19 protein-coding genes and 1 pseudogene are annotated in these 22,819 nt (G+C 73.2%); 7 read left to right on the top strand and 13 right to left on the bottom strand.

Annotated features, from left to right (window positions below; genetic code table 11):
- Window positions 1–45: 45 nt before the first annotated feature.
- Window positions 46–1,302 (bottom strand): MFS transporter, encoded by a 1,257-nt coding sequence (locus tag VT50_RS22685; protein WP_046084603.1) that lies wholly within the window; start codon window positions 1,300–1,302, stop codon window positions 46–48.
- 17 nt (window positions 1,303–1,319) lie between these two features.
- Here VT50_RS22685 and VT50_RS22680 point away from each other — a divergent pair, with 17 nt between their 5' ends.
- Window positions 1,320–2,549 (top strand): ROK family protein, encoded by a 1,230-nt coding sequence (locus VT50_RS22680; protein WP_046084602.1) that lies wholly within the window; start codon window positions 1,320–1,322, stop codon window positions 2,547–2,549.
- A gap of 12 nt (window positions 2,550–2,561) precedes the next feature.
- Here the strand turns inward: VT50_RS22680 and VT50_RS22675 are convergent, their stop codons facing one another.
- On the bottom strand, window positions 2,562–3,149 hold the full coding sequence (locus tag VT50_RS22675; protein ID WP_046084601.1) for a DUF4865 family protein: 588 nt from the start codon (window positions 3,147–3,149) through the stop codon (window positions 2,562–2,564).
- 253 nt (window positions 3,150–3,402) lie between these two features.
- Here VT50_RS22675 and VT50_RS22670 point away from each other — a divergent pair, with 253 nt between their 5' ends.
- On the top strand, window positions 3,403–3,705 hold the full coding sequence (locus VT50_RS22670; protein ID WP_046084600.1) for an SHOCT domain-containing protein: 303 nt from the start codon (window positions 3,403–3,405) through the stop codon (window positions 3,703–3,705).
- A gap of 429 nt (window positions 3,706–4,134) precedes the next feature.
- Here the strand turns inward: VT50_RS22670 and VT50_RS40530 are convergent.
- Window positions 4,135–4,525: pseudogene (locus VT50_RS40530) on the bottom strand (ATP-binding protein); the annotation flags it as partial.
- A gap of 184 nt (window positions 4,526–4,709) precedes the next feature.
- Complete coding sequence (locus VT50_RS22660; RefSeq protein ID WP_046084598.1) at window positions 4,710–5,045, bottom strand: hypothetical protein; 336 nt, start codon at window positions 5,043–5,045, stop codon at window positions 4,710–4,712.
- 152 nt (window positions 5,046–5,197) lie between these two features.
- On the opposite strand from VT50_RS22660, the gene VT50_RS22655 reads away from it, so the two are divergent.
- The gene (locus tag VT50_RS22655; RefSeq protein WP_107424861.1) at window positions 5,198–6,346 is read left to right on the top strand and encodes a PLP-dependent cysteine synthase family protein; all 1,149 of its coding nucleotides are present in this window, start codon (window positions 5,198–5,200) and stop codon (window positions 6,344–6,346) included.
- Between the two features lie 81 nt (window positions 6,347–6,427).
- On the opposite strand, the gene VT50_RS22650 is transcribed toward VT50_RS22655, so the two are convergent.
- Window positions 6,428–6,901 (bottom strand): SRPBCC family protein, encoded by a 474-nt coding sequence (locus VT50_RS22650; RefSeq protein WP_046084597.1) that lies wholly within the window; start codon window positions 6,899–6,901, stop codon window positions 6,428–6,430.
- Window positions 6,902–6,925: 24 nt separating this feature from the next.
- Complete coding sequence (locus VT50_RS22645; RefSeq protein ID WP_046084596.1) at window positions 6,926–7,771, bottom strand: DeoR/GlpR family DNA-binding transcription regulator; 846 nt, start codon at window positions 7,769–7,771, stop codon at window positions 6,926–6,928.
- Between the two features lie 203 nt (window positions 7,772–7,974).
- Here VT50_RS22645 and VT50_RS22640 point away from each other — a divergent pair, with 203 nt between their 5' ends.
- Window positions 7,975–10,359, top strand: coding sequence for a hypothetical protein (locus tag VT50_RS22640; protein WP_240529259.1), 2,385 nt, complete (start codon window positions 7,975–7,977; stop codon window positions 10,357–10,359).
- Here the strand turns inward: VT50_RS22640 and VT50_RS22635 are convergent.
- The 5 genes from VT50_RS22635 to VT50_RS22610 form a co-directional block, all read right to left on the bottom strand.
- Entirely contained in the window at window positions 10,329–12,761 is a 2,433-nt protein-coding gene (locus tag VT50_RS22635; RefSeq protein WP_046084595.1) for a right-handed parallel beta-helix repeat-containing protein, read from the bottom strand. The two genes, VT50_RS22640 and VT50_RS22635, sit on opposite strands and share 31 nt — an antisense overlap.
- A gap of 207 nt (window positions 12,762–12,968) precedes the next feature.
- Window positions 12,969–13,571 carry an Rv1733c family protein gene (locus tag VT50_RS22630; RefSeq protein WP_046084594.1) on the bottom strand — a complete coding sequence of 201 codons (603 nt, stop codon included), beginning with the start codon at window positions 13,569–13,571 and terminating at the stop codon, window positions 12,969–12,971.
- 80 nt (window positions 13,572–13,651) lie between these two features.
- Window positions 13,652–15,430 carry a GAF domain-containing sensor histidine kinase gene (locus VT50_RS22625; protein WP_046084593.1) on the bottom strand — a complete coding sequence of 593 codons (1,779 nt, stop codon included), beginning with the start codon at window positions 15,428–15,430 and terminating at the stop codon, window positions 13,652–13,654.
- A 154-nt stretch (window positions 15,431–15,584) separates the two neighbouring features.
- A complete protein-coding gene (locus tag VT50_RS40525; protein WP_240529258.1) occupies window positions 15,585–16,715 on the bottom strand; it encodes a universal stress protein in 1,131 nt (376 codons plus the stop codon).
- A 61-nt stretch (window positions 16,716–16,776) separates the two neighbouring features.
- Entirely contained in the window at window positions 16,777–17,202 is a 426-nt protein-coding gene (locus VT50_RS22610; protein WP_046084592.1) for an ATP-binding protein, read from the bottom strand.
- 299 nt (window positions 17,203–17,501) lie between these two features.
- On the opposite strand from VT50_RS22610, the gene VT50_RS22605 reads away from it, so the two are divergent.
- Window positions 17,502–17,951 (top strand): cyclic nucleotide-binding domain-containing protein, encoded by a 450-nt coding sequence (locus VT50_RS22605; RefSeq protein WP_046084591.1) that lies wholly within the window; start codon window positions 17,502–17,504, stop codon window positions 17,949–17,951.
- Window positions 17,952–18,076: 125 nt separating this feature from the next.
- Window positions 18,077–18,769 (top strand): response regulator, encoded by a 693-nt coding sequence (locus tag VT50_RS22600; RefSeq protein ID WP_046084590.1) that lies wholly within the window; start codon window positions 18,077–18,079, stop codon window positions 18,767–18,769.
- A 508-nt stretch (window positions 18,770–19,277) separates the two neighbouring features.
- Here the strand turns inward: VT50_RS22600 and VT50_RS22595 are convergent.
- Window positions 19,278–19,778, bottom strand: a complete 501-nt coding sequence (locus tag VT50_RS22595; protein WP_046084589.1) for a DUF6643 family protein — start codon at window positions 19,776–19,778, stop codon at window positions 19,278–19,280.
- A 237-nt stretch (window positions 19,779–20,015) separates the two neighbouring features.
- Here VT50_RS22595 and VT50_RS22590 point away from each other — a divergent pair, with 237 nt between their 5' ends.
- Window positions 20,016–21,419 (top strand): TerD family protein, encoded by a 1,404-nt coding sequence (locus VT50_RS22590; protein ID WP_079343872.1) that lies wholly within the window; start codon window positions 20,016–20,018, stop codon window positions 21,417–21,419.
- Window positions 21,420–21,444: 25 nt separating this feature from the next.
- On the opposite strand, the gene VT50_RS22585 is transcribed toward VT50_RS22590, so the two are convergent.
- The gene (locus VT50_RS22585) at window positions 21,445–22,794 is read right to left on the bottom strand and encodes a glycosyltransferase (RefSeq protein ID WP_063893279.1); all 1,350 of its coding nucleotides are present in this window, start codon (window positions 22,792–22,794) and stop codon (window positions 21,445–21,447) included.
- Between the last annotated feature and the right edge of the window lie 25 nt (window positions 22,795–22,819).

Below are 22,819 nucleotides of genomic sequence, written 5' to 3'. Positions count from 1 at the left end.
CATGCCAGCCGCCTCTGACAACGCCCTGCCGGGCCGGGCGGAATGTCAACTTCCGGCCGTGCGCGCGGCATTCCGCGTGCCGTACGCGACGACGGCGGCCACGGCGGCGAGCGCCGCGACCGTGGTGAGCGCGACCGGCAGCGAGTACCAGTCGGCGAGGAAGCCGATCGTGGGTGGGCCCAGCAGCATGCCGCCGTAGCCGAGCGTGGAGGCCGCGGCGACTCCGCCCGGCCCGGTCAGCGCGCCCGCCCGGGCGATGGCGACGGGGAAGAGGTTGGCCAGCCCCAGCCCGGTGACCGCGAAGCCGAGGAGCGCGAGCCAGATCGTGGGCGCGAGCGCGCCCAGCAGCATCCCGGCCGCGGCCGTGGCGCCGCCCGCGACCAACGCCCTGGTCTGGCCGAGCCGTTCGAGCAGCGCGGTGCCGCTCAGCCGCCCGACGGCCATCATCAGGGCGAAGACGGCGTAGCCCGCGGCGGCGAGCCCGGCGGACACGCCGAGGTCCTGGCGCAGATGGAGCGCGGCCCAGTCGGCCATCGCCCCCTCGCCGTACGCCGTGCAGAGCGCGATCAGGCCGAACACGGCGACGAGCCACCGGGCGCGCCCCGGCCGCCGTACGCCGGGCGGCGACGCGAGGTCGGCGGCCTGCCCGGACCCGGGCGTGGGCCCCGTGCCGCCCCGGGGCGCGGGCACCGGCAGTGAGATCAGCGTCCGGCCCGCGACGGCCGTGAGCAGCAGCCCGAAGACCGCGAGCAGCGACAGATGGCGGGTGGGGGAGAGATGGCCGGCGATCAGCCCGCCCAGCCCGGCCCCGGCCATCCCGCCCAGGCTGAACGCGGCGTGGAAACCGGGCATGACCGGGCGCCGCAGGGCGGCTATGAGGTCGACGGCCGCGCTGTTCATGGCCACGTTGAGCGCGCCGAACCCGGTGCCGAAGACCAGCAGCACCAGCCCGAGGGCGAGCGCGGAGTGGGTCAGCGGCGGCAGCGCGACCGAGCCCGCGAGCAGCGCGGCGGCGGCCACCGTCGTCGGATGGCTGCCGAAGCGGCGGCACAGGCGTCCGGCGGCCATCATCGTGGCCGCGCCGCCCGCCGACACGCCGAGCAGCGCCAGTCCCAGCGCGCCCTCCGAGGCGCCCGTCTGGTCCTTGACCGCGGGGATCCGGGCGACCCATCCGGCGAACACGAAACCGTCGAGGAAGAAGAACGCGGTGATGGCGGCGCGGAGTCGGGCGAGGTCGTGATGCGAGGATACGGAGCGGCATGCGCCCGGAGTGGCCGTCCGTGTTTTGTTTGGAGTCGGCACAAAGTGAGAATAGAGGCGTGACGCAGACACGGACAAGGCTCGAGCGCGGCCGAAGCGCTCTTGGCCCGGCACTGGCACTCGTCCACACCGGCCGCGCCCCCACCCGCGCCGTGCTCACCGCCGAACTCGGGGTGACCCGCGCGACCGCGGGCGCGGTCGCCGCCGAGTTGGAGGCGCTCGGCCTGATCCAGGTCGACTCGCGACCGCTCGGGGCCGCCGGGGCGCAGGGCCGCCCCTCCCACCGGCTGTCGGTCGCGCCTCACGGGCCGGTCGCGCTCGCCGCCCAGGTGCACGCCGACGGCTTCCGGGCGGCGCTGGTCGGACTCGGCGGGCAGACCGTGGCCACCGCCCCCGGCTGCATGACCGTGCCCGCCGACCCGGCGCATGTCCTCGACGCGGTCGTCGAGGCCGGTGCCGGGCTGCTGCGGGAGACCGGCCGCCGCTGTGTCGGCGCGGGGCTCGCCGTGCCCTCCGCGGTCGCCGAACCGGAGGGCACCGCCCTGAACCCGCTGCACATCGCCTGGCCCGCGGGCACTCCGGTGCGCGAGCTGTTCAACGCCAGCCTGGCGGCGGCCGGAATCCGCGGCGACGACGGCGAGCCGGTCACCGGCTTCGCGGGCAATGACGTCAACCTGGCCGCGCTCGCCGAACACCGCCATGGCGCGGGCGGCGGCGCCCAGCATCTGCTCTGCGTCGCCACCGGGCACCGGGGCGTCGGTGGCGCGCTGGTGCTCGACGGACGGCTGCACACGGGCAGCGCCGGGCTCGCCCTCGAGGTGGGCCATCTGACCGTCAACCCCGAGGGCCCGCCCTGCCACTGCGGCAGCCGCGGCTGTCTGGACATCGAGACCGATCCGCTCGCCTTCCTCACGGCGGCCGGGCGCGAACCGGGCCCTGAGGTGTCCCTACTGCAACAGGCCCGCGATCTGCTGCGCGAGGAGTACGCCACGGCGCCATCCGTAAGGGCGGCCACCGGGCAGCTCATCGACCGCCTGGGCCTCGGACTCGCCGGTCTGGTCAACATCCTCAACCCGGACCGCATCATCCTCGGCGGGCTGCACCGCGAGCTCCTGGAGGCCGACCCGGAGCGGCTGCGCGCGGTGGTGGCGGAGCGCAGCCTGTGGGGCCGGAGCGGGGGCGTACCGATCCTGCCGTGCACGCTGGACCACAACAGCCTGGTCGGGGCGGCGGAGTTGGCGTGGCAGCCGGTGCTGGACGACCCCTTGGCGGCCCTGGGCGCGGGCTGATCCGCCCAGCGGTCACCAGTGCCGCCCCCGGGGCAGCACGTCCAGGTCCGGCGTGGACAGATGGAGCACCTGGTAGCGGTCGCCGGGCTCCGAGGGCGGTGCCGACTCCTCCCAGAGCGTGAAGTGGATCAGCTCCCAGCCGCGTGGGTCGATGCCGAGGGCCGTGGTGTGGACGCCGTCCTTACGGGCGCGCTCGGCCAGCCGCGCCAGCGCGCCCTCGACGGCGGGGGCGGGATCGTCGGCGGCCGGGACCGGCTCGGCGTGGCGGGTGGCCGCGCGCGGCACGGCGCCCGCGGCGGGGCCCCGCTCGAGGCCGAGCCCCTGCCAGTGCTCGACCGGGGGCCTGCCGAAGTCCCGGACGATGCCCTGGAATCCGGGGCCCCACAGAAAGCGGTTCATGGCCTCGGGCGCGGTCCACAGATAGAACGGCGCGTACTGATGGACCGGCGAGCCGTCCACCCCGAGCTCCCGGATCCCGTACACCTTGAGGCCCAGCCCTGGGAAGTCGTCGAGCAGTGGCCCCTTCGTCTCCACCCGGCGCCGGATGATCTTCATGTCGTAGTCGGCGGGCAGGGTGATCCGGTACTGCATGGCGAGCATCGGTGAACTCCTGTCAGTGGGCCGTGCGTTCGCGGTAGGGCGTGCATGCGCGCGGGTGGGTGTTCGTTCTCGGTTCCTGTGATCGTACACACTAGTAGGTACAGAGCGAGGTGGGGCCGGTGCACGTACTCCCCGGGAGGTACCGGAACTGTCGTCGGCCGTACGACGACCCGGGCACCGTAAGGGAGTGATCCTCGGGAGTGGCCACAAGACGAGGGCCATGAGAAACCCACTCCCAAGGAGCGCGATCACCATGAACACCCTGGCGCACGGCTTCGCCGGCGGCGATGGCCCCGGCCCGTGGATTCTGCTCGTCCCGCTGATGTGGGCGCTGGTCGTCGGCGGTGCGGTCTTCGCGCTGCGGCGCGCCGGACGGCGCGGACGCGCCCCCTGGCGGCACGGCCCCGGCCCCGTGGACTTCGGCGAGCGATCGCCGATCGCGGTGCTGGGCCGTCGCTTCGCGGCCGGTGAGATCGACGAGGACGAGTACTGGCGCCGACTGTCCGTCCTGGACGAGCAGTTCGGCCGCCATGCGGCGAAGGGCGGGGCCCTCTGACGGCGGAGGGCGGGGCGGTACGGGCCGCCGGGCGCATCCGGGCCGTCCCGCCTCGCCCGAGGCGGGACGCTCGCATGGCTCAGTGGGAGGCTGCCGACCGGGCGGCGGCGGGGGCCCGTTCGAGCACCGGGGGTGCCGGAGCGGCGGCAGCGGCCGGGGCCGCGGCGGCAGCAGGGGCGGCGGCGGGGGCCGGTGCCGCGGCGACGGGCTCGGGGGTGAGGGGCGCGGGTGCTACGGGCGCGGGCGCCGGGGTGACGGGCACCGGCTTCGGCGCCGGGGTGGCGACGGGCTCGGCTGCGGGCGCGGGGCCGGTGAGGGGTGTGGTGGGCACCGGCGCCGGACGGGAGGCGTCCGTGCGGAGGGGCGGCGCGGTGCGGCCCGTTCCATGCGAGGCGAAGGGCTGCTTGGCGGCGGCGGCGGGCCGCGGCACGGCCAGTGTGAACCAGACGACCTTCCCGCTGCCGTCGTCCCGCGCGTGCATCCCCCAGCTCTGGCTGACGGCCGCGACCAGCGCGAGCCCCCGGCCATGGGTGGCGAAGGGATCGCACGCCTGGACGCGAGGCAGCCGCGGATCCTGGTCGCGGACCGAAACGGTCAGCCGGTCCAGCATGAGGGCGATCTCCACCGTGCACTGCTTGTCCGGCTCGGCGTGCCGATGGACATTGGTGAGCAGTTCGGTGACCCCGAGCGCCGCCGGGTCGATGAGCGGATCCAGATGCCAGTAGCGCAACTGCGCCGACACGATTCTGCGGACCTGTCCGATCCGCGACGGCAGGGCCTGCAGCTCCACCGTGCAATGCCTGCTAGGACGACTGATCACGGCTGCGACTCCCTGAAGACGTGGGGCTAGCCTGATTCAGATGCGGGCGACGAACACGTTCAGCAGTGGTGGCTGCTGGGCGCGACCGGTGGGACGGTTCTCAGCGTCACCGCTTGTTGACCCTCAGTGATACTGATACTCGTCCAGGGTCGGTCCCACCGCGCGCATGCGCAACTCGGCCGCCTCACCTCTTCGAGCCACGCCCCCGGGCGGACCGGACGGCGTCGAGGAAGCGGCCGGCGGCGCCCGAGCCGGACTTGGCCGAGGTGGACTTGGTGTCCTGCGAGCCGAGGGTGAGACGGTAACGGGTGCCGTTCACGGTGGCCATGGCCTGGTCTCCGTCCACGAACCAGGGCTTGCTCGCGCGCACCGACTGCACGGGCGCGCTGTCGATTTCGCTGCCGTAGCTGGTCAGCAACTGCAGCCTGCCGTCCTTGATCATGACCTGTCCGGCGCGGGTGACCGAGCGCAGGAACCGCTCGATTCGCACTCCCCTGGCATTGAACTCCGTATCGGCCATCACAACCGCCTCCCCGATGGCTCCGACTGGCACTGTGCCGCCGCCTCTCATTTTCCCTGTTGCGCAGTGTGCCCGTGACCGGGCCCGGGCACCAGGGCGCACTGGGGGACAATGAGGATCGAATCGGCATGAGTATGCCACCTGGGCTCGGCATGAGGCACAAGCAGGAGGAGTGGGCGTTGGACGGCACGGCGCACGGGAGCATCGGGACGGTCGACGTGGATCGCAGCGACCACGGCTACCGCGAGTGGCTGAAGGAAGCCGTCCGTAAGGTGCAGGCCGACGCCCAGCGGTCCGCGGACACCCATCTGCTGAGCTTCCCGCTGCCCGAGCGCTGGGGGATCGACCTCTACCTCAAGGACGAGTCCACCCACCCCACGGGAAGTCTCAAGCACCGCCTGGCACGCTCGCTGTTCCTCTATGGGCTGTGCAACGGCTGGATCCGGCCCGGCAAGCCCGTGATCGAGGCGTCCAGCGGCTCGACCGCCGTATCCGAGGCGTACTTCGCCAAGCTGATCGGCGTCCCCTTCATCGCGGTGATGCCCCGCACGACCAGCCGGGAGAAGTGCCGCCTGATCGAATTCCATGGCGGCCAGTGCCATTTCGTGGACGACCCGCGGACGATGTACGAGGAGTCCGCCGCCCTCGCGGCGGAATCCGGGGGTCACTACATGGACCAGTTCACCTACGCCGAGCGGGCCACGGACTGGCGCGGCAACAACAACATCGCCGAGTCGATCTATCAGCAGCTGCGTCTGGAGCGCTATCCCGAACCGGCGTGGGTCGTCGCCACGGCGGGCACCGGTGGCACCTCGGCGACCATCGCGCGCTATGTCCACTACATGCAGTACGACACCCGGGTGTGCGTCGCCGACCCGGAGAACTCCTGCTTCTTCGACGGCTGGGTCCACCACGACGCCCACGCCTCCAGCGACCACGGCTCACGCATCGAGGGCATCGGCCGCCCCCGGATGGAGCCCAGCTTCGTACCGGGCGCGATCGACCGGATGATGAAGGTCCCGGACGCGGCGAGCGTCGCCGCCGTGCGCGCCCTGGAGCGGGCCACCGGCCGTAAGGCGGGCGGCTCCACCGGGACCGGGCTGTGGAGCGCGCTGCGGATCGTCGCGGAGATGGTCGCCGCGGGGCGGACCGGGAGCGTGGTGACGCTGCTGTGCGACCCGGGGGAGCGGTATCTGGACAAGTACTACGCGGATGCCTGGCTCGAGGAGCAGGGGCTGGACATCGAGCCGTATGCGAAGACGCTCGACATCTTCCTCACCACCGGCAACTGGACGAACTGACCTCGCCTTTACGCTCACTGGCGTCGCCCTTACGGCCGCCGCGTTGTCCTTACGGCCGCCACGTTGTCCTTACGGCCGTCGTCAGGCCGCCGCCACCATCCGGTCCAGGTTCCGCACCGCCTGGTGGAACGCGCGCCGCAGAACCGGCCGCATCGCCCGTACGACACCCCGCAGCACCGCCGTGCCGTCCACCGCGAAGACATAGCGCACCACCGTCCCGCCGCCGTGAGAGGGCCGCAGGGTCCACTCTTCCAGCAGCGCCCGCAGCCCCGGTGCGTTGGCCTCGTCGACGCGGTAGGCGTAGCGCTCGTGCGGATCCGCCGCCATGACCGTCTCGCGGAAGAGGGTGCCGCCGATGAGGCGGATCTCCCTGCCCTTGCCGCCGTCCGTGGCCCGGGCGTCCTTCACCTGCCGGTACCACCGCGGCCAGCCCTCGACATCGGCGAACGCCTCGTACACCGCCTCCGGAGCGGCCGAGACCTCGGCGACGAAGACGAGCCGCACCGGGGCGGTCTCGGCGTAGTCCAGCCCGACGGAACGCAACCGGTGTGTCATGGACACACGATAACTGCCGGGGTGTCAGATGTCTGCGGTGCGGGCCGGCTCGCCCGCCACCACCAGCTCCGGCAGATACTCGGAGATCTCCGCCCGCGCGTCCTCCGGCAGCCCCGGGTCCGTCACCAGCGCGTTCACCTGGTCCAGCGAGGCGAAGGAACTCAGCCCCACCGTGCCCCACTTGGTGTGGTCCGCGACCACCACCACCCGCCGCGCGGCCCTGACGAAGTGGCGGTTGGTCTCCGCCTCCGCGAGGTTCGGCGTCGACAGACCCGCCTCCACCGATATTCCGTGCACCCCGAGGAACAGCACATCGAAGTGGAGCGAGCGCACCGCCGCGTCCGCGACCGGCCCCACCAGCGTGTCCGACGGCGTCCGCACCCCGCCGGTGAGCACGACGGTGGCCGCGCCGGGGCGCGGGCCCACCCCGCCGAGCGCCGCCGACCGCTGGGCGTTGTAGAACACATCGGCCACCCGGACCGAGTTCGTCACCACTGTCAGATCGGGCACCTCCAGCAGCTGCTGGGCCAGTGCGAAGGCCGTGGTGCCCCCGGCCAAGGCGATCGCGGTGCCCGGCGTGGCCATCGCGGCCGCCGCCCTGGCGATGTCCTCCTTGGCGCTCAGCTCCAGGCCCGACTTGGCCTCGAACCCGGGCTCGTACGTGCTCGCCTCGGCCACCGGCACGGCCCCGCCGTGCACCTTCTCCACGACGCCCAGCCTGGCCAGCGCGTCCAGATCGCGACGAACCGTCATGTCCGAGACATTGAGCTTGCGCGTCAGCTCGTTGACCCGCACCCCGCCGCGCCGCCTGACCTCATCGAGGATCAGGGCACGCCGCTGCTCCGCGAGCAGGTTCTGGTTGTCGCTCACCCTGCCACGTCTCCCTCCGGTCGGCCCCCGTCGCCCGCGCGTTCATCTTCGCATGGGGCGAGGACAGCCGGGCGCCGGTGCACCCAGGGTCACGATTTCGCCACGCCCGCCGTGTCGGGGTCGGCAGAGGTGGCCTATGGGCACAATCCTGGAGCCGGAACGACCGCACCACACCGGGATCGGGGGACACGGTGGCATCGACCATGCGTACGGACACACCGGCCGACGCGAGGGAACGGGCGGGGACGGACCGCAAGGGCGGGGCGCCACCGCCCGATCTCGAACTCCTCGTCCACGGAGTGGGCGGCACCACCCCCGAGGAGATGCTGGGCGATCCGCGCACCAGCCTGGTCACCGGCGACGAGACCGCGGCGGTCTACCGCAGGGCGGAGGACATCGACGCCGAGCAGCGCCCGCCGGAGGACCGCGAGGGCCCGGACCGCGACGGCCCGATCCGCGAGGCGTACGTCTGGTGCAACCTCACCTCGGGCAACAGCTCCCGCGCCCTGTGGCTGCTTTTACTGCCGTTCATGGTCGCCAACCTCGCCCACTGGATGCGGCCCCCGGCCGACCGGCGCGAGCGGACCGTGCGCACCTATGGCCTGCTCGTCCGGCTCGTGGCGCTCACCCTGACCGTCCTGCTGATCGCCGGGGCCTGCGAGGTGGCCCTGGACCTGGTCGCCTGGCAGTGCGCCGGTTCGGCCGACTGCGCCGGGGGCAAGTCCTGGCTCGGCTTCCTGTCCCCGGAGAACCACGGCTGGTGGAGCCAGCCCGGCCGCAGGCTCGCGCTGGCCGCGGTGCTGCCCGGCGTGCTCACCGGACTGCTGTGGTACCTGTCCAACCGCACCTGGAGCGCGTACGAGTCCTCCCCGCCGCTGGAGCGCCCCGTCGACGAGTCCGCGCCCGAGGCGGGCAACCGTCCCGCGCTGTGCCTGCCCGGCTTCTGGTACGGCCGCAGGATCGTCGCCCGGCTGCGCGCCGCGCACACCGCCGCGGGCTTCCTCACCATCGCGGCGGGCCTGACCCTGCCCACCGCCGCCTACGACCGCCAGCCGGGCGGCAGCGGGCCGCAGGACACCGCGGGCTGGGTACTGCTGACGCTGCTCTGCGCGGGCGCGGTCACGGTGGTGGCCGTGGTGTGCCACCGCGGTCGCAGCGAGTCCAGGGTCGACGGGCAGCTGGACCGCCTCATCATCACCGCGCTGCCCGGTGCCGCCCTCGCGGTGCTGGCGCTCTCCGTCCTGTACGCCGGCTGGTCCCGCCCCGGCTGGGCCTCCACCGGCCAGCTGCCGGGCAACGAGGCGTTCTGCGCCATCGCCATCGGGGAGGGCGCGCTGATCGTGACCATGGTGGTGTGCGCCCTGGTCCTCCACCGGGCCGCGCCCGGCCGCACCCCGCTGTACGGGCTCGCCGGGCCCGCCGTCGCCGTGCTCGCCTGCGGGCTCGGCGCGGTGCTCGCGGGCGGCGTCGCCCAGCGCTTCGCCGACTGGCTGGACGGCGGCGGCACCCCGGGCGAGGGCCCGGGGACCGCACCGCCGGTGCTGCTGACCTGGCTGGCCACGGCCATTCCGGCACTGCTGCTGGTTCTGGTCGTGCTGCTGCTGATCTTCACCGTAAGGGTGTGGCGGGTGCGCAACCGGCTGCTGCCGACCATCATGGACGGCTATCCGGGGGAGCGGCCCGACGCCGTGCGCACCCGGCGGATCGCGAGCACCATCGCCCGCGCGGGCCTCACCGACTCCGCCCCCTGGATCGTCGGCCCGGTGGCGCTGCTCACCCTGCTGTTCGGCGCCCTGGCCGTCACCGCGGCCTGGGTCACCCATGAGGTGCCGGGAAGGGCCGCCGACGGCGCGCCCGGGGCCGTGGACGCCGCCGCCCAGACCGCGCAGGCGCTGGGCTCCTGGCTGATGGGGCTGGCCTTCCTGATGCTGGTCACCTGGGCCCGCCGCGCCTACCGCAGCCCCTCCGCCCGCCGCACCATCGGCATCCTGTGGGACGTGGGCACCTTCTGGCCGCGCGCCGCCCACCCCTTCGCGCCCCCCTGTTACGCCGAGCGGGCGGTGCCCGACCTCACCTGGCGGATGGAGACCTGGACCCGCAGGCACGGCGGCCGGCTGGTCATCTCCGGCCACTCCCAGGGCAGTGTGCTGGCCGCCGCGGCGGTCTGGCAGGTGGACCGCCGCACCCGCGGCCAGGTCGCGCTGCTCACCTACGGCTCACCGCTGGAGCGGCTCTACGGGCGGTGGTTCCCCGCCTACTTCGGGCCCACCCAGCTGCGCTCGCTCCACGGCGAGGTGCGCTACTGGCGCAATCTGTGGCGCTACACCGACCCGATCGGCGGCCCCGTCAAGCTGCCCGAAGGCAGCGGGTCCGAGGTGGACTGCGACGCGCTCAAGGACCCGCTGGCCTACGGCCGTACGACCGAACACCCGCTGCCCGCGCCGATCCTGGGGCACAGCGATTACCAGGCCGACCCCGTCTTCGACCGGGAGCGGGCCGGGCTGCTGGCCCGGCTCCCGGAGCAGAAGCCGCCACCGGCGGCGGCGGAGGCCGCCGGTCAGATGAGCTCCGGCAGGTCCTCGGGGTAGAGCAGGGTGAGGTCGTCCGTGGTCGGGTCGCTCAGCTGGGCGACCCGGCCCGCGTGCCGCTCCACCATCGCCTCGAAGGTCTGCCGGGCGGTGCGGCCGTTGCCGAACGCCGGGCCCTTGGGGAGCGCCGTGAAGTACTTCAGCAGCCCCTCAGAGGCCCCCTCGCCGATCCGGTACTCATGCTCCTCGGCCTGCTGCTCCACGATCCGCAGCAGCTCCTCCGGGGCGTAGTCGCCGAAGGTGATGGTGCGCGAGAAACGGGAGGCCACACCGGGGTTGACGGACAGGAAGCGCTCCATCTCCGCCGTATACCCCGCGACGATGACCACGACCGCTTCCCGGTGGTCCTCCATCAGCTTCACCAGCGTGTCTATGGCCTCCCTGCCGAAGTCCCTGCCGGAGTCCTCCGGGGAGAGGGCGTACGCCTCGTCGATGAACAGCACCCCGCCCCGCGCCCGGTCGAACGCCTCCTGGGTGCGGATCGCCGTCGAGCCGATGTGCTCACCGACCAGGTCCACCCGGGAGACCTCCACCAGATGGCCGCGCTCCAGCACCCCGAGGGAGGCCAGGATCTCCCCGTAGAGCCGGGCGACCGTCGTCTTACCCGTACCGGGGGAGCCGGTGAAGACCAGATGGCGGCGGACGGAGGCGGCCTTGAGCCCGGCCTCCTGCCGCCGCCGGCCCACCTCGATCATGTCGGTGAGGGCCCGCACCTCGCGCTTGACGCTCTCCAGCCCGACCAGCGCGTCCAGCTCGCCCAGCACCGCCGTGGACGGGCGGACGTCGACCGGGGGCTCGGCGGCGGGCGCGGAGGTCTGGGCCGCCCGCTGCGCCGGGACGCCGCCCAGCAGCCCGGCCGAGGCGGTCTCCACGGCGGGGGCGGTGATCTGGGGCTGGGCGGGCGCGCCCGGGGGGTCCAGCGCCGTGGTGGCGCTCTCGTCGCTGGTGCAGTCCTCGACGATCGGCCCCGCCTCGGAGAACTCGTAACCCCCGCGCGCACACCGCTCCGTGCGGCACCGGGTCAGGGTGGTGCGGCAGCCGTCGATGATGTGGAAGCCATAGCCCCCGCTGCCGGTCACCCGGCAGCCGGTGAAGGTGCCGCGGCCCTCGGCGGAGACATAGAACCCGGCCTCCGCCGGTCCGGAGACCGTGGTGCGCTCGACCGTCGGATCGGCGCCCTTGGTGACGATCACTCCGGTGGCCGCGCCGTCTATGGTGCAGTTGGCGAGCGTGCCGCCGCTGCCGTGGTCACGGAACCACGCCCCGGTGGCCGCCTCCCGGATGCGGCAGTCGTCGAGCTGGACGATGGCCCCGTCGCTGACCGAGACCGCGGTGGAGCGCACCTGGGACAGATCGCTGTCGACCACATCGACCCGCGACCCCCGGTCCAGGACGAACAGCGCGTCCGGCACCTCGCGCACCCGGCACGAGTCGAGCACTGCGGTCGCCCCGTCGCTCACCCACACCGCCGGATAGTCTCCGGTGCTCTCGTGCAGCTCGCACTGGTTGGCGTCCACCCGGGTGCCCGGGTCCCACACCGACAGGCCGTTGCGCCCGAACCGGCGCACCGTGGAGCGGGTCAGCGTCAGCACCGAACGCGACCTCAGGTCGATCGCGTTCTCCGGGATGTCATGGATCTCGCAGTCGGCGAGCGTGAGCACCGCGTCCGTGTCCAGATTGATCCCGTCGGCCGTCGTACGGTGCACCCGGCAGTCGGTCAGGTTCCCGGTCGCGCGCCCGGAGACCTGCACCCCGGCGCCCCGGATCTCATACACCTCACAGCCGATGGCCTCGAGCGAGGAGCCGTCGCCGGTCAGCGAGAACCCGGCCCCGGACGCGTGGTGCACCCGGCAGCGGTCCAGGCGCGGACGGGCGCCGCCGCGCACCGCCACCCCCGACTGCCCGGCGGCCACCACCTCGCACTCCTCGAACACCCCGCCCGCGCCGTCCAGCACGCTGAGGCCGACGCCCGCGGGGTTGTCCATGGTGCAGCGCCGCACGGTCGGGCGGGCGCCGCCGCGCACCTCGATGCCGACCGCCGAGCGCGTGGCCACCCGTACGTCGGTCAGCTCCGGGGTGCCGTCCTCGATCAGCAGCGCGGGGGCGGCCGAGTCCTGGCCCTCGACATGCAGATCCTGGACCACGGCGGAGGCCCGTATCGTCAGCGCGACGCCGTCCACCGGCGCGATCCGCACCGAGCCGCGCGCGGAGCCCTCGGGCCCGCGCAGGGTGACGGCCCGGCCCACCGTCAGATTCTCGCGATAGGTGCCGGGCGAGATGGACAGCACATCACCGTCCCCGGCGGCCTCCAGGGCCGCGGTGAGGGAGGCGTACTCTCCGGTGCGGCGCCGCCACCGCGACGTTCCGCTGTGCGTCACCTGGACGACCGAGCCCTGTGCCATGGTGCTGCTGTGCCCCCACCTCGTGCGTTGCCGGTGTGCGCGCCTGACCGCGGCTGCTGACCGCCGCTGCGCATATGGAATGCCCCACCGTAGCGTGCGCGGGGCGCCATGAGTTGACGTGGCTGTGGAGCACGGGGGGAGTTGTGTGTTCGTATGACAACTCCCGGCCGGTGGCAACTCCCGGCCGGGCATGGCCGCTCGCACGGATCAGCTGTCGGCGTCCGCCCGTCCCCAGTCCTGACCGGCCCGCGCCCAGGCGGTGTCCCACTGTGTGTAACGCCTGCGCATGAGTCGCCAAACGACCAGCCGCCGGGCACCGTCCACCAGGACCGCCGTCACCCCGGCCGCGCCGATCCCGGCCAGCACCGCGTGGGTGGCGGCCGTCGCGGTGTCCAGTGGGCGTCCCACCGGGCGGCCGTGGTCGTCCGTCCAGATCCGGAACCGCTCACCGGGATCCGCGCCGGGGTGAGCGCCCAGCGTGCCCTGGTGTCTGCTGCCGTCCGGCCCCGTCCAGCGGGCGAGGACCCGGCGATGGGCGTCCCTCGCGGAAGCGGTCTCCGGATCGGAGTCGATGGGCGGATGCGGCAGCACCTTCACGACGGTGGCCGAGATCAGATGACGCTCGGCGCGCTGCTTCTGCGCGGCCTTCACCAGCGCCCCGTGCGCCAGGGATCCCGATGCCCAGCCGACGGCGGGGGCGGCGAGCAGGATGAGCGCCGCGGTGATCAGCGCCGCACACGCCTCCATCACGTCCGTCCTACGGCGCAGCGGGTTGCGCCGCCAGCGCCACAGCCCCCAGATCATTCGCATGGATCACATACCCCCTTCCCCATTCGTGGGTACCGCACGGCGGGCCGGATATGCGCGTATTCGGTGGAGAGAGAGCAATATCACGGGGCCAGCCCCTTCGCCGTTCCGGCGGGCCGTCGGCGGTGCAGGGGGACACGCCAGACCAGCCGGGTGCCGCCCGCCTCGGGCGCCGCGATGTCCAAGGTGCCGCCCAGGAGTTCGGCCCGGGACCGCATGTTGACCAGTCCTCCGCTGGGGGCGGCGCCGCCGGTGCCCACTCCGTTGTCCGTGACCTCCAGGGTGATGTCGGCGCCGACGGTCAGCCGCACCTCCACCCGCTGGGCGTGGGCGTGCCGCACGGTGTTGCTGAGCGCCTCGGCCAGCACCGCCAGCACATGGTCGGCGGTCTCGTCCGGCACATCGGTGTCCACCGGGCCGTCCATCAGCAGCGACGGGGCGAAGCCCAGGGTGTCCGACGCCGAGCGGACGGCCTTGACCAGCCGGCGCCGCAGCGTGGCGGGTTCACCGCCGTCGTCCCCGACCGTGCGCAGGGCGAAGATCGTGGAGCGGATGATCTTGATGGTCTCGTCCAGGTCGTCGACGGCCCGCCCCACCCTTTCGGCCGCCTCCGGGCGCTCGATCAGCCGGCCCGCGCTCTGCAGGGTGAGCCCGGTCGCGAAGAGCCGCTGAATGGCCAGATCGTGGAGGTCCCGGGCGATCCGGTCCCGGTCCTGGAGCAGCGCCATGTGCTCGGACTCGGCGCGGTGCCTGGCCAGTTCCAGGGCCAGGGCCGCCTGCGCCGCGAACCCCGAGAGCAGCTCCACCTCATGGTCGTCGAACGGCTGCCGCCCGGCCAGCCGGCACAGCCGCAGCGCACCGGAGGCCCGCTCGCCCGCGACCAGCGGTACGGCCACCACCGGGCCGAACTCGCTCTCCGGAGCGGGCAGCGGCCAGGACCGGGCCCGCGAGTCCATCCGTACGTCCGAGGCGGCGACGGGGCGCCCGGTGCGGGCCGCGAGCCCGGCCAGCGAGCCGTCGGACGGCACCACCAGGCCGCCGATGAGTTCGGCGTCATGCCCCTCGGCCACCTCGACCATCAGCGAGTCCGTGCCGGCGGCGGGCAGCAGGATCGCCGCCGAGTCGGCGAGTGCCACCTGGAGGGCGAGCCGGGCGATCAGGCTCAGCACCTCGCCCGCCGAGGTGCCCGCGAGCAGCGTACGGGTGATGACGCCGAGCGCTTCCAGCCACTGTTCGCGGCGGCGGCTCTCGTGGTACAGCCGGGCGTTGTCGATGGCCACCCCGGCGGCGACCGACAAGGTGGTCAGCACCGCCTCGTCATCGGCGTCGAACTGGGCGCGGCCGCGCTTCTCGGTCAGATAGAGATTCCCGAAGACCTCGTCACGGACCCGGATCGGCACGCCCAGGAACGAGCGCATCGGCGGATGGTGCTCGGGGAAGCCATAGCTGGCCGGATGCTCCGACAGATCGGTGAGCCGCAGCGGCTGGGGATGGCGGATCAGCTCGCCGAGCAGCCCATGGCCACTGGGCAACGGGCCGATGCGGTGCGCCTGTTCCTCCGACATGCCCACCGGCAGGAACTGCGAGAGCCGATGCCGGTCCACCACGCCCAGCGCGCCGTACTCGGCGTCGGCCAGCACCACCGCTGACTCCACGATCCGGCGCAGCACCTGCTCCAGGTCCAGCTCGCGGCCCACGCTGAGCACGGCCTCCAGGAGGCTGTGCATCCGGTCCTGGGTGGACCTGGCCGCGTCCAGCCGCGCCTGGAGCTCGTCGAGGAGCTGGTCGAGCCGGAGTTGGGGGAGGGCCGGATGGCGCCCCTGGTCCGCACTGCCCGACACCTGGCCTCCATCCCCCCCCATGACCCGCTCACCGGCAGAGTAGCCGGGGCGGGGGCCGGTGGTGGCGGGGATGGAAGGAACTCGGCCAGGGTTGGGGGCCGCCGGGGGAGCTCGGCCGGGGTCAGGGACAGCCGAAGGGGCTCGGCCGGAGCCGGGGCCGCTGGTGGACCGGTGCCTAGGAGACCGGCACCACGGCGACCGGGCACTTGGCATGATGCAGCACGGCGTGATTGACGAGGCCCAGCTGCAGGCCGAAGTGCCCCTGCCGCCGCCGGGCCCCCACCACCAGCAGATCAGCGTGCGCGGAGGCGTCCAGCAGCGCCTTGCGCGCCGAGCCCTCGACCGGGCGGTGGGCCACCGGCACCGGCGGCAGCCCGGCCGCGGTGGCGCCGCCCAGCGCCTCGTCCAGGAGCTCGGCGGCGCGCCGCTCATGCGCCTCATGCGCGCTTTGGGCCTCGGGTGCCGGGTGCGTCTCGTGAGCTCTGGGCATCTCGTGTGTCCTGTGCGTCCTGTGCGTCTTATGTGCCCTGGGCGTCTCATGTATTTCCCGCGCTTCACGCGTCCCCTGTGTCTGACGCGCTCCCTGCTCCTTGTGCGCGCTGCGGTCGCTGGGCCCGCCGTGGTTCCCCCGCCCGCCGCGGCCCCCGGGCCTGCCGCGGTCCCCGGGCCCGCCGTGGTCCTCGGGGCCCGCACAACGCCAGGCGTGCACCGCCTCCAGCACACCGCCGCGCAGCCGCGCCTCGCGGAGGGCGAACGCGACGGCGGGGGAGGGCGGCGCGGGCTCCCGTTCGCCCGGGCGCTCCCGCTCGGCGATTCCCACCACCACCCGGTTCATCCCGCCGCCCACGTTCTCCGGGCGGCCGCGCACCACGACCACCGGGCACTGGGCGCGGGCCGCGATGCCAAGGCCGACCGAGCCGAGCAGCAGCGAGGCGAACTCGCCGCGGCCGCGCGAGCCGACCACCAGCGCCTCGGCGCTCTTCCCGGCGCGCAGCAGCGCGGTCACCGCGTCGTCAGCCGCCAGATCGGTCATCACCTTCAGGGCCGGTACCCGCCGCCCGGCCCGCTCGGCCGCGGTGGCCAGGACCGCCTCGCTGTGAAGCCGCTCGGCGGGGCGGTCGGCGGCCGTGCGGGGGATGTAGCCCTCGTACCGCTCCCACAGCGAGGCGTGGACCACGCGCAGCGGCAGCCCACGGCGCCCGGCCAGCTCCGCCGCCCAGTCCAGAGCGTCCGAGGCGGCGTCCGAACCATCGACCCCGACGACCACGGGAAGCTCCACCGTGCCCACCGCCTCTCCTGTCGGCACCCGGAAATGTTGCTTCCCATTGTCCCGCCGAAGCGGTCGCCGAGGGAGTCCGGCGGCTCACTCAGCGCAGCCGCATGGCCAGCGTCACCACGGCGCCGACCGCCTCCGCGCTGATCGCCAGCCGGTCGGTGACCAGTTGGGTCAGCCACAGCCCCCGCCCGCTGGTCGCGCCGTCCAGCCCGGGCAGGACCCGCGGGATGACGTCCTCGGAGAAGCCGGGGCCGGAGTCGCTGATCCGGCACTCCAGCTCGTCGCCGATCCGCCGCAGCAACAGGGATCCGGTGCCGCCCGCGTGCTCGATGGCGTTGTTGGCGATCTCGTCCACGGCCAGCACGAAGTCCCCGCGGCGGGCCTCGCTGAGCCCGGCCCAGGCCGCGCACTCCTCGACCTGCACCCGCAGCCGGGGCAGCTCATCGGCGGTGAAATGACGGTGGAGCAGGTGTTCTCCGGCTCGGTCGGCGGACCGACGACGAGGGTCGGCTAGCACCAGTGCCTCCCGTTTGGTGACGATTACGAGCGACGACACAGGGTCGGTAAAGCAGCCGAGGGTACGGGGAGCGGAGCCTGATTGGTCACGACGACCACGAATGACATGTCATATCGGAAACGTGACCGAAAATGGGTAAGGGTGAAGCGATACCCGATCGACGGCATATCGCTTTGGATCGGCTGCCTCTCGTACGCACAGTGTGTACGTACAGCTCGTGCGTACGGCTCGTAGGCGCGGCTCGTACGCACAGTGACGGCCGAGGGGCGAGGGGGGAGAGGAGACGGCAGAGTGAGGTCATGATGGGACTGCTGAGCGCGCTGAAGACCGAACACCGTGAGCGGCTGATGGCACTCGCCCACGATGTGTCGTTCCCCTCGGGCGGCCGCATCTTCGAGGAGGGCCGTAAGGCCGACCGTTTCTGGATCATCCGCACCGGCGCGGTCACCCTCGATCTGCGTGTCCCCGGGCGGCGGGCCGCGGTGATCGAAACCCTCGGCCCCGGAGAGCTCATCGGCTGGTCCTGGCTCTTCCCGCCGGACACCTGGCACCTGGGCGCGGAGGCGCTCAGCCCGGTACGCGCACACGAGTTCAACGCCGAGGCGGTGCGCCGGCTGTGTGACGAGGACCCGGAGCTCGGCTACGCCCTCGCGCTGGCCTGCGCCCAGGTGATCGGGCGCCGGCTGCAGAGCGCCCGTACCCGGCTGCTGGATCTGTACGGGCCCTACGCGGGCGGAATCTCGCCATGACCACCGGGCCGGACGGCGCGGCCGGCGGCCCGGGGCCGAACGGCCCCTTACGTGTCCCCGCGCCGGAACGCGAAGCTGGGCAGCCGGATCGCGACCGGCGACCCGCGCGCCATGGAGGAGAGGCAGTGCCCCAGACAGCCGACCCCGACGGCCCCATCGGGGTCTTCCTGCTCGACGACCACGAGGTGGTGCGGCGCGGACTGCGTGATCTGCTCGACGCCGAATCCGATCTGAAGGTGGTCGGCGAGGCGGCCAACGCCCGCGAGGCCATCGCCCGCGCCCCCGCCGTAAGGCCACGGGTCGCGGTGCTCGACGTACGGCTCGGCTCCTCGGGCGAGGGCGGGGACCACGAAGGGATCGAGGTCTGCCGGGAGTTGCGGGCCAGGCTCCCTGACCTCGCCTGTCTGATGCTGACGTCCTTCGACGACGACGAGGCGCTGTTCGACGCCATCATGGCCGGGGCCGCGGGCTATGTGCTCAAGCAGATCAACGGGTCCGACCTGGTGTCGGCGGTGCGCACCGTGGCCGAAGGCCGCTCCATGCTCGACCCCGGCGCCACCTCCCGGGTGATGGCCCGGCTGCGCGGCCCGGCGCCGAGCGGGCCCGTGGAACTGGAGAAGCTGTCCCCGAGGGAGCGGGAGATCCTCCAGCTCATCGGCGACGGACTGACCAACCGGCAGATCGCCGAGCGGCTGTTCCTGGCCGAGAAGACCGTCAAGAACCGCATCTCCTCGATCCTGTCCAAGCTGGGCGTCGGGCGGCGCATCCAGGCCGCGGTGATCGCCGAGCGGATCAAGGAGCGCGAAGCGGGCCAGTGAGCCCGTGGGCGATGCCCGGTGAGGGTGCCGGATGACACCCTTACGGTGGCCGCGCGCGTCCTTACGGTGGTCGCCGCGGTCGCCGTGTGGGTTTCGCGTGGAGCGCGGGACCGGTCCCCTTCCGGCCCCGCGCCCCACACCGGACGGGGCGGGACCGTTCGACATGCTCATCACCGCAGCGGAGTGAGAGCCCGGCCCACCCCCGGTGGCGGAGATGGCTCGCGGAACTGCTCGCTCCAGCTTCGCGGTGCGCCCCGCCGCCGGGTAGGGGCCGAACGGCCCTCATAAATCGGGCGCGGACGCCCCCCCCACGCGGCGGACGCCCCACACACACGGCGGGCTCCCCTCCACTGCGCGGCGGACGGCTCCTCACAACACGGCCGAAGACCCCTCACAGCGAGCCAGCGGGCCGCCCTCACGACAAATCAGGGGCCGGACGGGGACACCCCATCCGGCCCGGACCTTCCCGCGACCGGCACGGCCCGGTCGCATCACCTCCCGACGTGTGTCAGTAGCCGCCTCCCGGCTGCGGCGGCCGGCCGCCCGGGTACTGCTGACGCCCGTAAGGGTCCTCGTACGGAGAGGGCGCGGGCGCAGCCGGGCGGGGCGCGACCGGACGCGTCATGGCCGGACGCATCGCTTCGTACCCCATCGGCGAGGCCGGGGCGGGACGCTGCATCTGCGGCTGCTGGGCGCCCGGGTAGCCCCGCGGCCCCGTCGGCTGCGCCGGGATGTAGGGCGAGTGCGCCTGCTGCAGACCGGTGGGCTGCGGCGTGTGCTGCTGGTAGCCCCCCTGGTGCATGGGCTGCGGGGAGGGGGCGGCCGGCAGCGCGGGGAGCGCGGAGGGCAGCGCCGGAAGATTGCTTCCGGTGTCATAGGCGGACGGCACCCTGATGGGTGCGATCTGCGGTGTCCCCCGCTCGGCGACAAGACTGTCGTAGATGGGGGTGTCCGGGAAGGACGGCGAGGAGTAGTAGCCGCCACCGTAAGTGCTGCGGGGGGAGGTCATAGACCATAAGTTAAGCCCACCATGTGCTGATTGGGGAGTCCGGTAGGAGGGTTGTTTTCAGTGTTCGGAGTGGCCGTGGATCCCCAATCCGAGCGAACCCGGGAAAATCGGTCGTCAGGGTACGTTGAGATCGTGTAAAGAGCGCGTTTTCAACGGGTAATCACCCGTCGTCCGCGCCGCGCGACGAGCGAGCGGTCCGATCCGAGCGAACAGAAAGGCAGGGGGACGGAAATGGCGATGCGCAAGGGCGGTAACACGCCAGTACCGGCTGACGCGGTACGGATCGAGGTCGGCTGGCGCGCCGGACCGGGAGTGCCGGACGTGGACGCCTCGGCGCTGCTGCTGGTGTCCGGAAAGGTCAGGTCCGACGGGGACTTCGTGTTCTACAACCAGGCGGTGCACTCCTCCGGCGCGGTGCGCCACGAGGGGAAGCGGACCGCGGGCGACACCGTGGTCGACACCCTGTCGGTGGACCTCGACCGGGTCGAGCCCGCCGTCGAGACCGTGGTCCTCGCGGCCTCGGCCGACGGCGGAACGTTCGGCCGGGTCCCCGGTCTGCACATCCGGGTGCTGAACGCGGCCGGTGGCGCGGAGATCGCCCGCTTCGACAGCGAGGACGCCACGGTCGAGACCGCCTTCGTTCTCGGCGAGTTGTACCGCAGACAGGGCGCCTGGAAGTTCCGCGCGGTGGGGCAGGGGTACCAGAGCGGTCTCGCAGGGCTCGCCACGGACTTCGGCATCTCGGTCGACGAACCCCAGCAGACGCCCGCTCGGCCCGCCGCCCCGGCCCCCGCCCCCGCGGCTCCGCCGAACCCCGGGCAGAACCCGTACGCGGCGCAGAACCCCTACGCGGCCCCCGCGCCGCCCGTCGCCCCCGCACCGCCGTCCGGCCCGCCCGCCGGGGCGTACCCGCCCCCGACGCCCACCGCCGTCTCCACGCCCCTGCCGCCGCCACCGCCCACCGCACCGGCCGCCCCAGTCCCCGCGCCCGCCCAGGCGCCGGTGAGCCTCAGCAAGGTCACCCTGACGAAGGAGGCGCCCTCGGTCTCGCTCACCAAGCAGGGCGGCACCTCCGGCACCATGCGGATCAACCTCAACTGGCAGGTGCACAAGCAGTTCTCCGGGTGGGCCTCCAAGCTGGGCCGGGCCATGGCCACGCACAGCGACCTCGATCTCGACCTGGGGGCGCTGTTCGAACTCGCCGACGGCAGCAAGGGCGTGGTCCAGGCGCTCGGCAACTCCTTCGGCTCGCTGCACCAGCCGCCCTTCATCCACCTCGACGCCGACGACCGGACCGGTGCTCGGGCGGATGGTGAGAACCTCACCATCAACCTCGACCACCAGAAGCTGTTCCGCCGGATCCTGGTCTTCGTGACCATCTACGAGGGCGCCCGCAGCTTCGCCAACCTCCACGCCACGGTCACCCTGCAGCCGCAGTTCGGCGCCCCGATCGACTTCTCGCTCGACGAGTGCACCGTCCCGTCCCCGGTCTGCGCGCTCGCGCTCATCACCAACACCGGCGGCGAGCTCGTCGTACAGCGCGAGGCCCGCTACCTGGTGCCGCAGCGCGGCACCAGCCCGCAGCGCACCCTCGACCACGCCTACGGCTGGGGCATGAACTGGACCCCCGGCCGCAAGTGAAACCCCGGTGCACGGGGCGCGGCCGTCAGGGCGCGGCGCTGGGGCGGGCGTAGGTGCGCCCCTTCCAGGCCGCGCCCTGCCCGAAGTGGTGCCGCACCGCCGAGTCCACGGTCATCAGGAGGTAGAGAAGGGCCGTCAGGGGCAGCAGCGGCGCCAGCCACAGCGTCTGCCGGTAGTAGCGAAGCATCGGGATGTAGCTGCCCGCCATCAGCGCCCAGGCGGCGGCGCCCGTCGCCAGCGGCGCGGGACGCCCCGTCACCACCCCGGCGACCACGGCCGCGGGCGGCACGAGATACACCGCCACCAGCCCCGCGACCGTCATCAGCAACAGCAGCGGATTGTGCCGCAGCTGGGTGTACGCGCTGCGCGAGACCATCCGCCACAGCTCGCCCAGCCGCGGATACGGCCGCACGCTGTCGACCCGGTCGGCAAGCCCCAGCCAGATCCGTCCGCCGGACCGTTTCACCGTGCGGGCCAGCGCCACGTCGTCGATGACCGCCTGCCGGATCGCCTCCGGGACCCCGGCCCGCTCGGCGGCCTCCCGGCGCAGCAGCACACAGCCGCCCGCGGCCGCCGCGGTGCGCCCCCGGGGCCGGTTGACCCAGCGGAAGGGGTACAGCTGCGCGAAGAAGTAGACAAAGGCGGGCACGATCAGCCGCTCCCAGTAGGTCACCACCCGCAGCCTCGCCATCTGGGAGACCAGATCCAGCCCGTTCGCCTCGGCCGCGCGCACCAACTCCCGCAGGGAGTCCGGCTCATGGGCGATGTCCGCGTCCGTCAGTAGCAGATAGTCCACGCCGCCGTCGTCCTTACGGTCCGCAGGGTCCGTTTCCGCTTCCTTGCCGTCGTCCTTACGGTCCGCGTCCCGGCTGTCCTCCCTACGGTCCGCGTCCCGGCCGTCCGCGTCCTTACGGTCCGCACCGCCGGTGTCCCCACGGTCCGCCGCGAGGCGGGTCGTGGCGAGCGCCATGCCGTGCCGCACCGCCCACAGCTTGCCGGTCCAGCCGGGGCCGGGTTCGCCGGGGGAGTCGATGGTCAGCGGCAGCCCGCCGTGCTCGTCGGCCAGTTCACGGGCCAGCTTTCCGGTGCCGTCCGAGCTGCCGTCGTCGATCAGGAAGATCTCCGCCGGGCCCGGATAGTCCTGGGCGAGCAGCGAGGGCAGGCTGGCCGGAAGGACCGCGGACTCGTCCCGCGCGGGCACCACGACGGCCACCGAGGGCCACCCCGCGGGCTCCGGCGGCCCGAACCCGTCCGGCTCCGGCGGCCCCGAGCCACCCGGGCCGGTCCTGGGCAGCGTCACGTCCGTACGCCAGAAGAAGCCCTGGCCCAGCAGCAGCCACAGCCATGCGGCCAACGACCCGGCGGCGATCCACATCAGCGCGCTCACCCGCCGAAGTCTG

The sequence above is a fragment of the Streptomyces antioxidans genome, from assembly GCF_000968685.2.
Taxonomy (GTDB): Bacteria; Actinomycetota; Actinomycetes; order Streptomycetales; family Streptomycetaceae; genus Streptomyces; species Streptomyces antioxidans.
The sequence above is the reverse complement of the archived record's forward strand: the minus strand, read 5'-3'. Positions and strand labels throughout refer to the sequence as shown.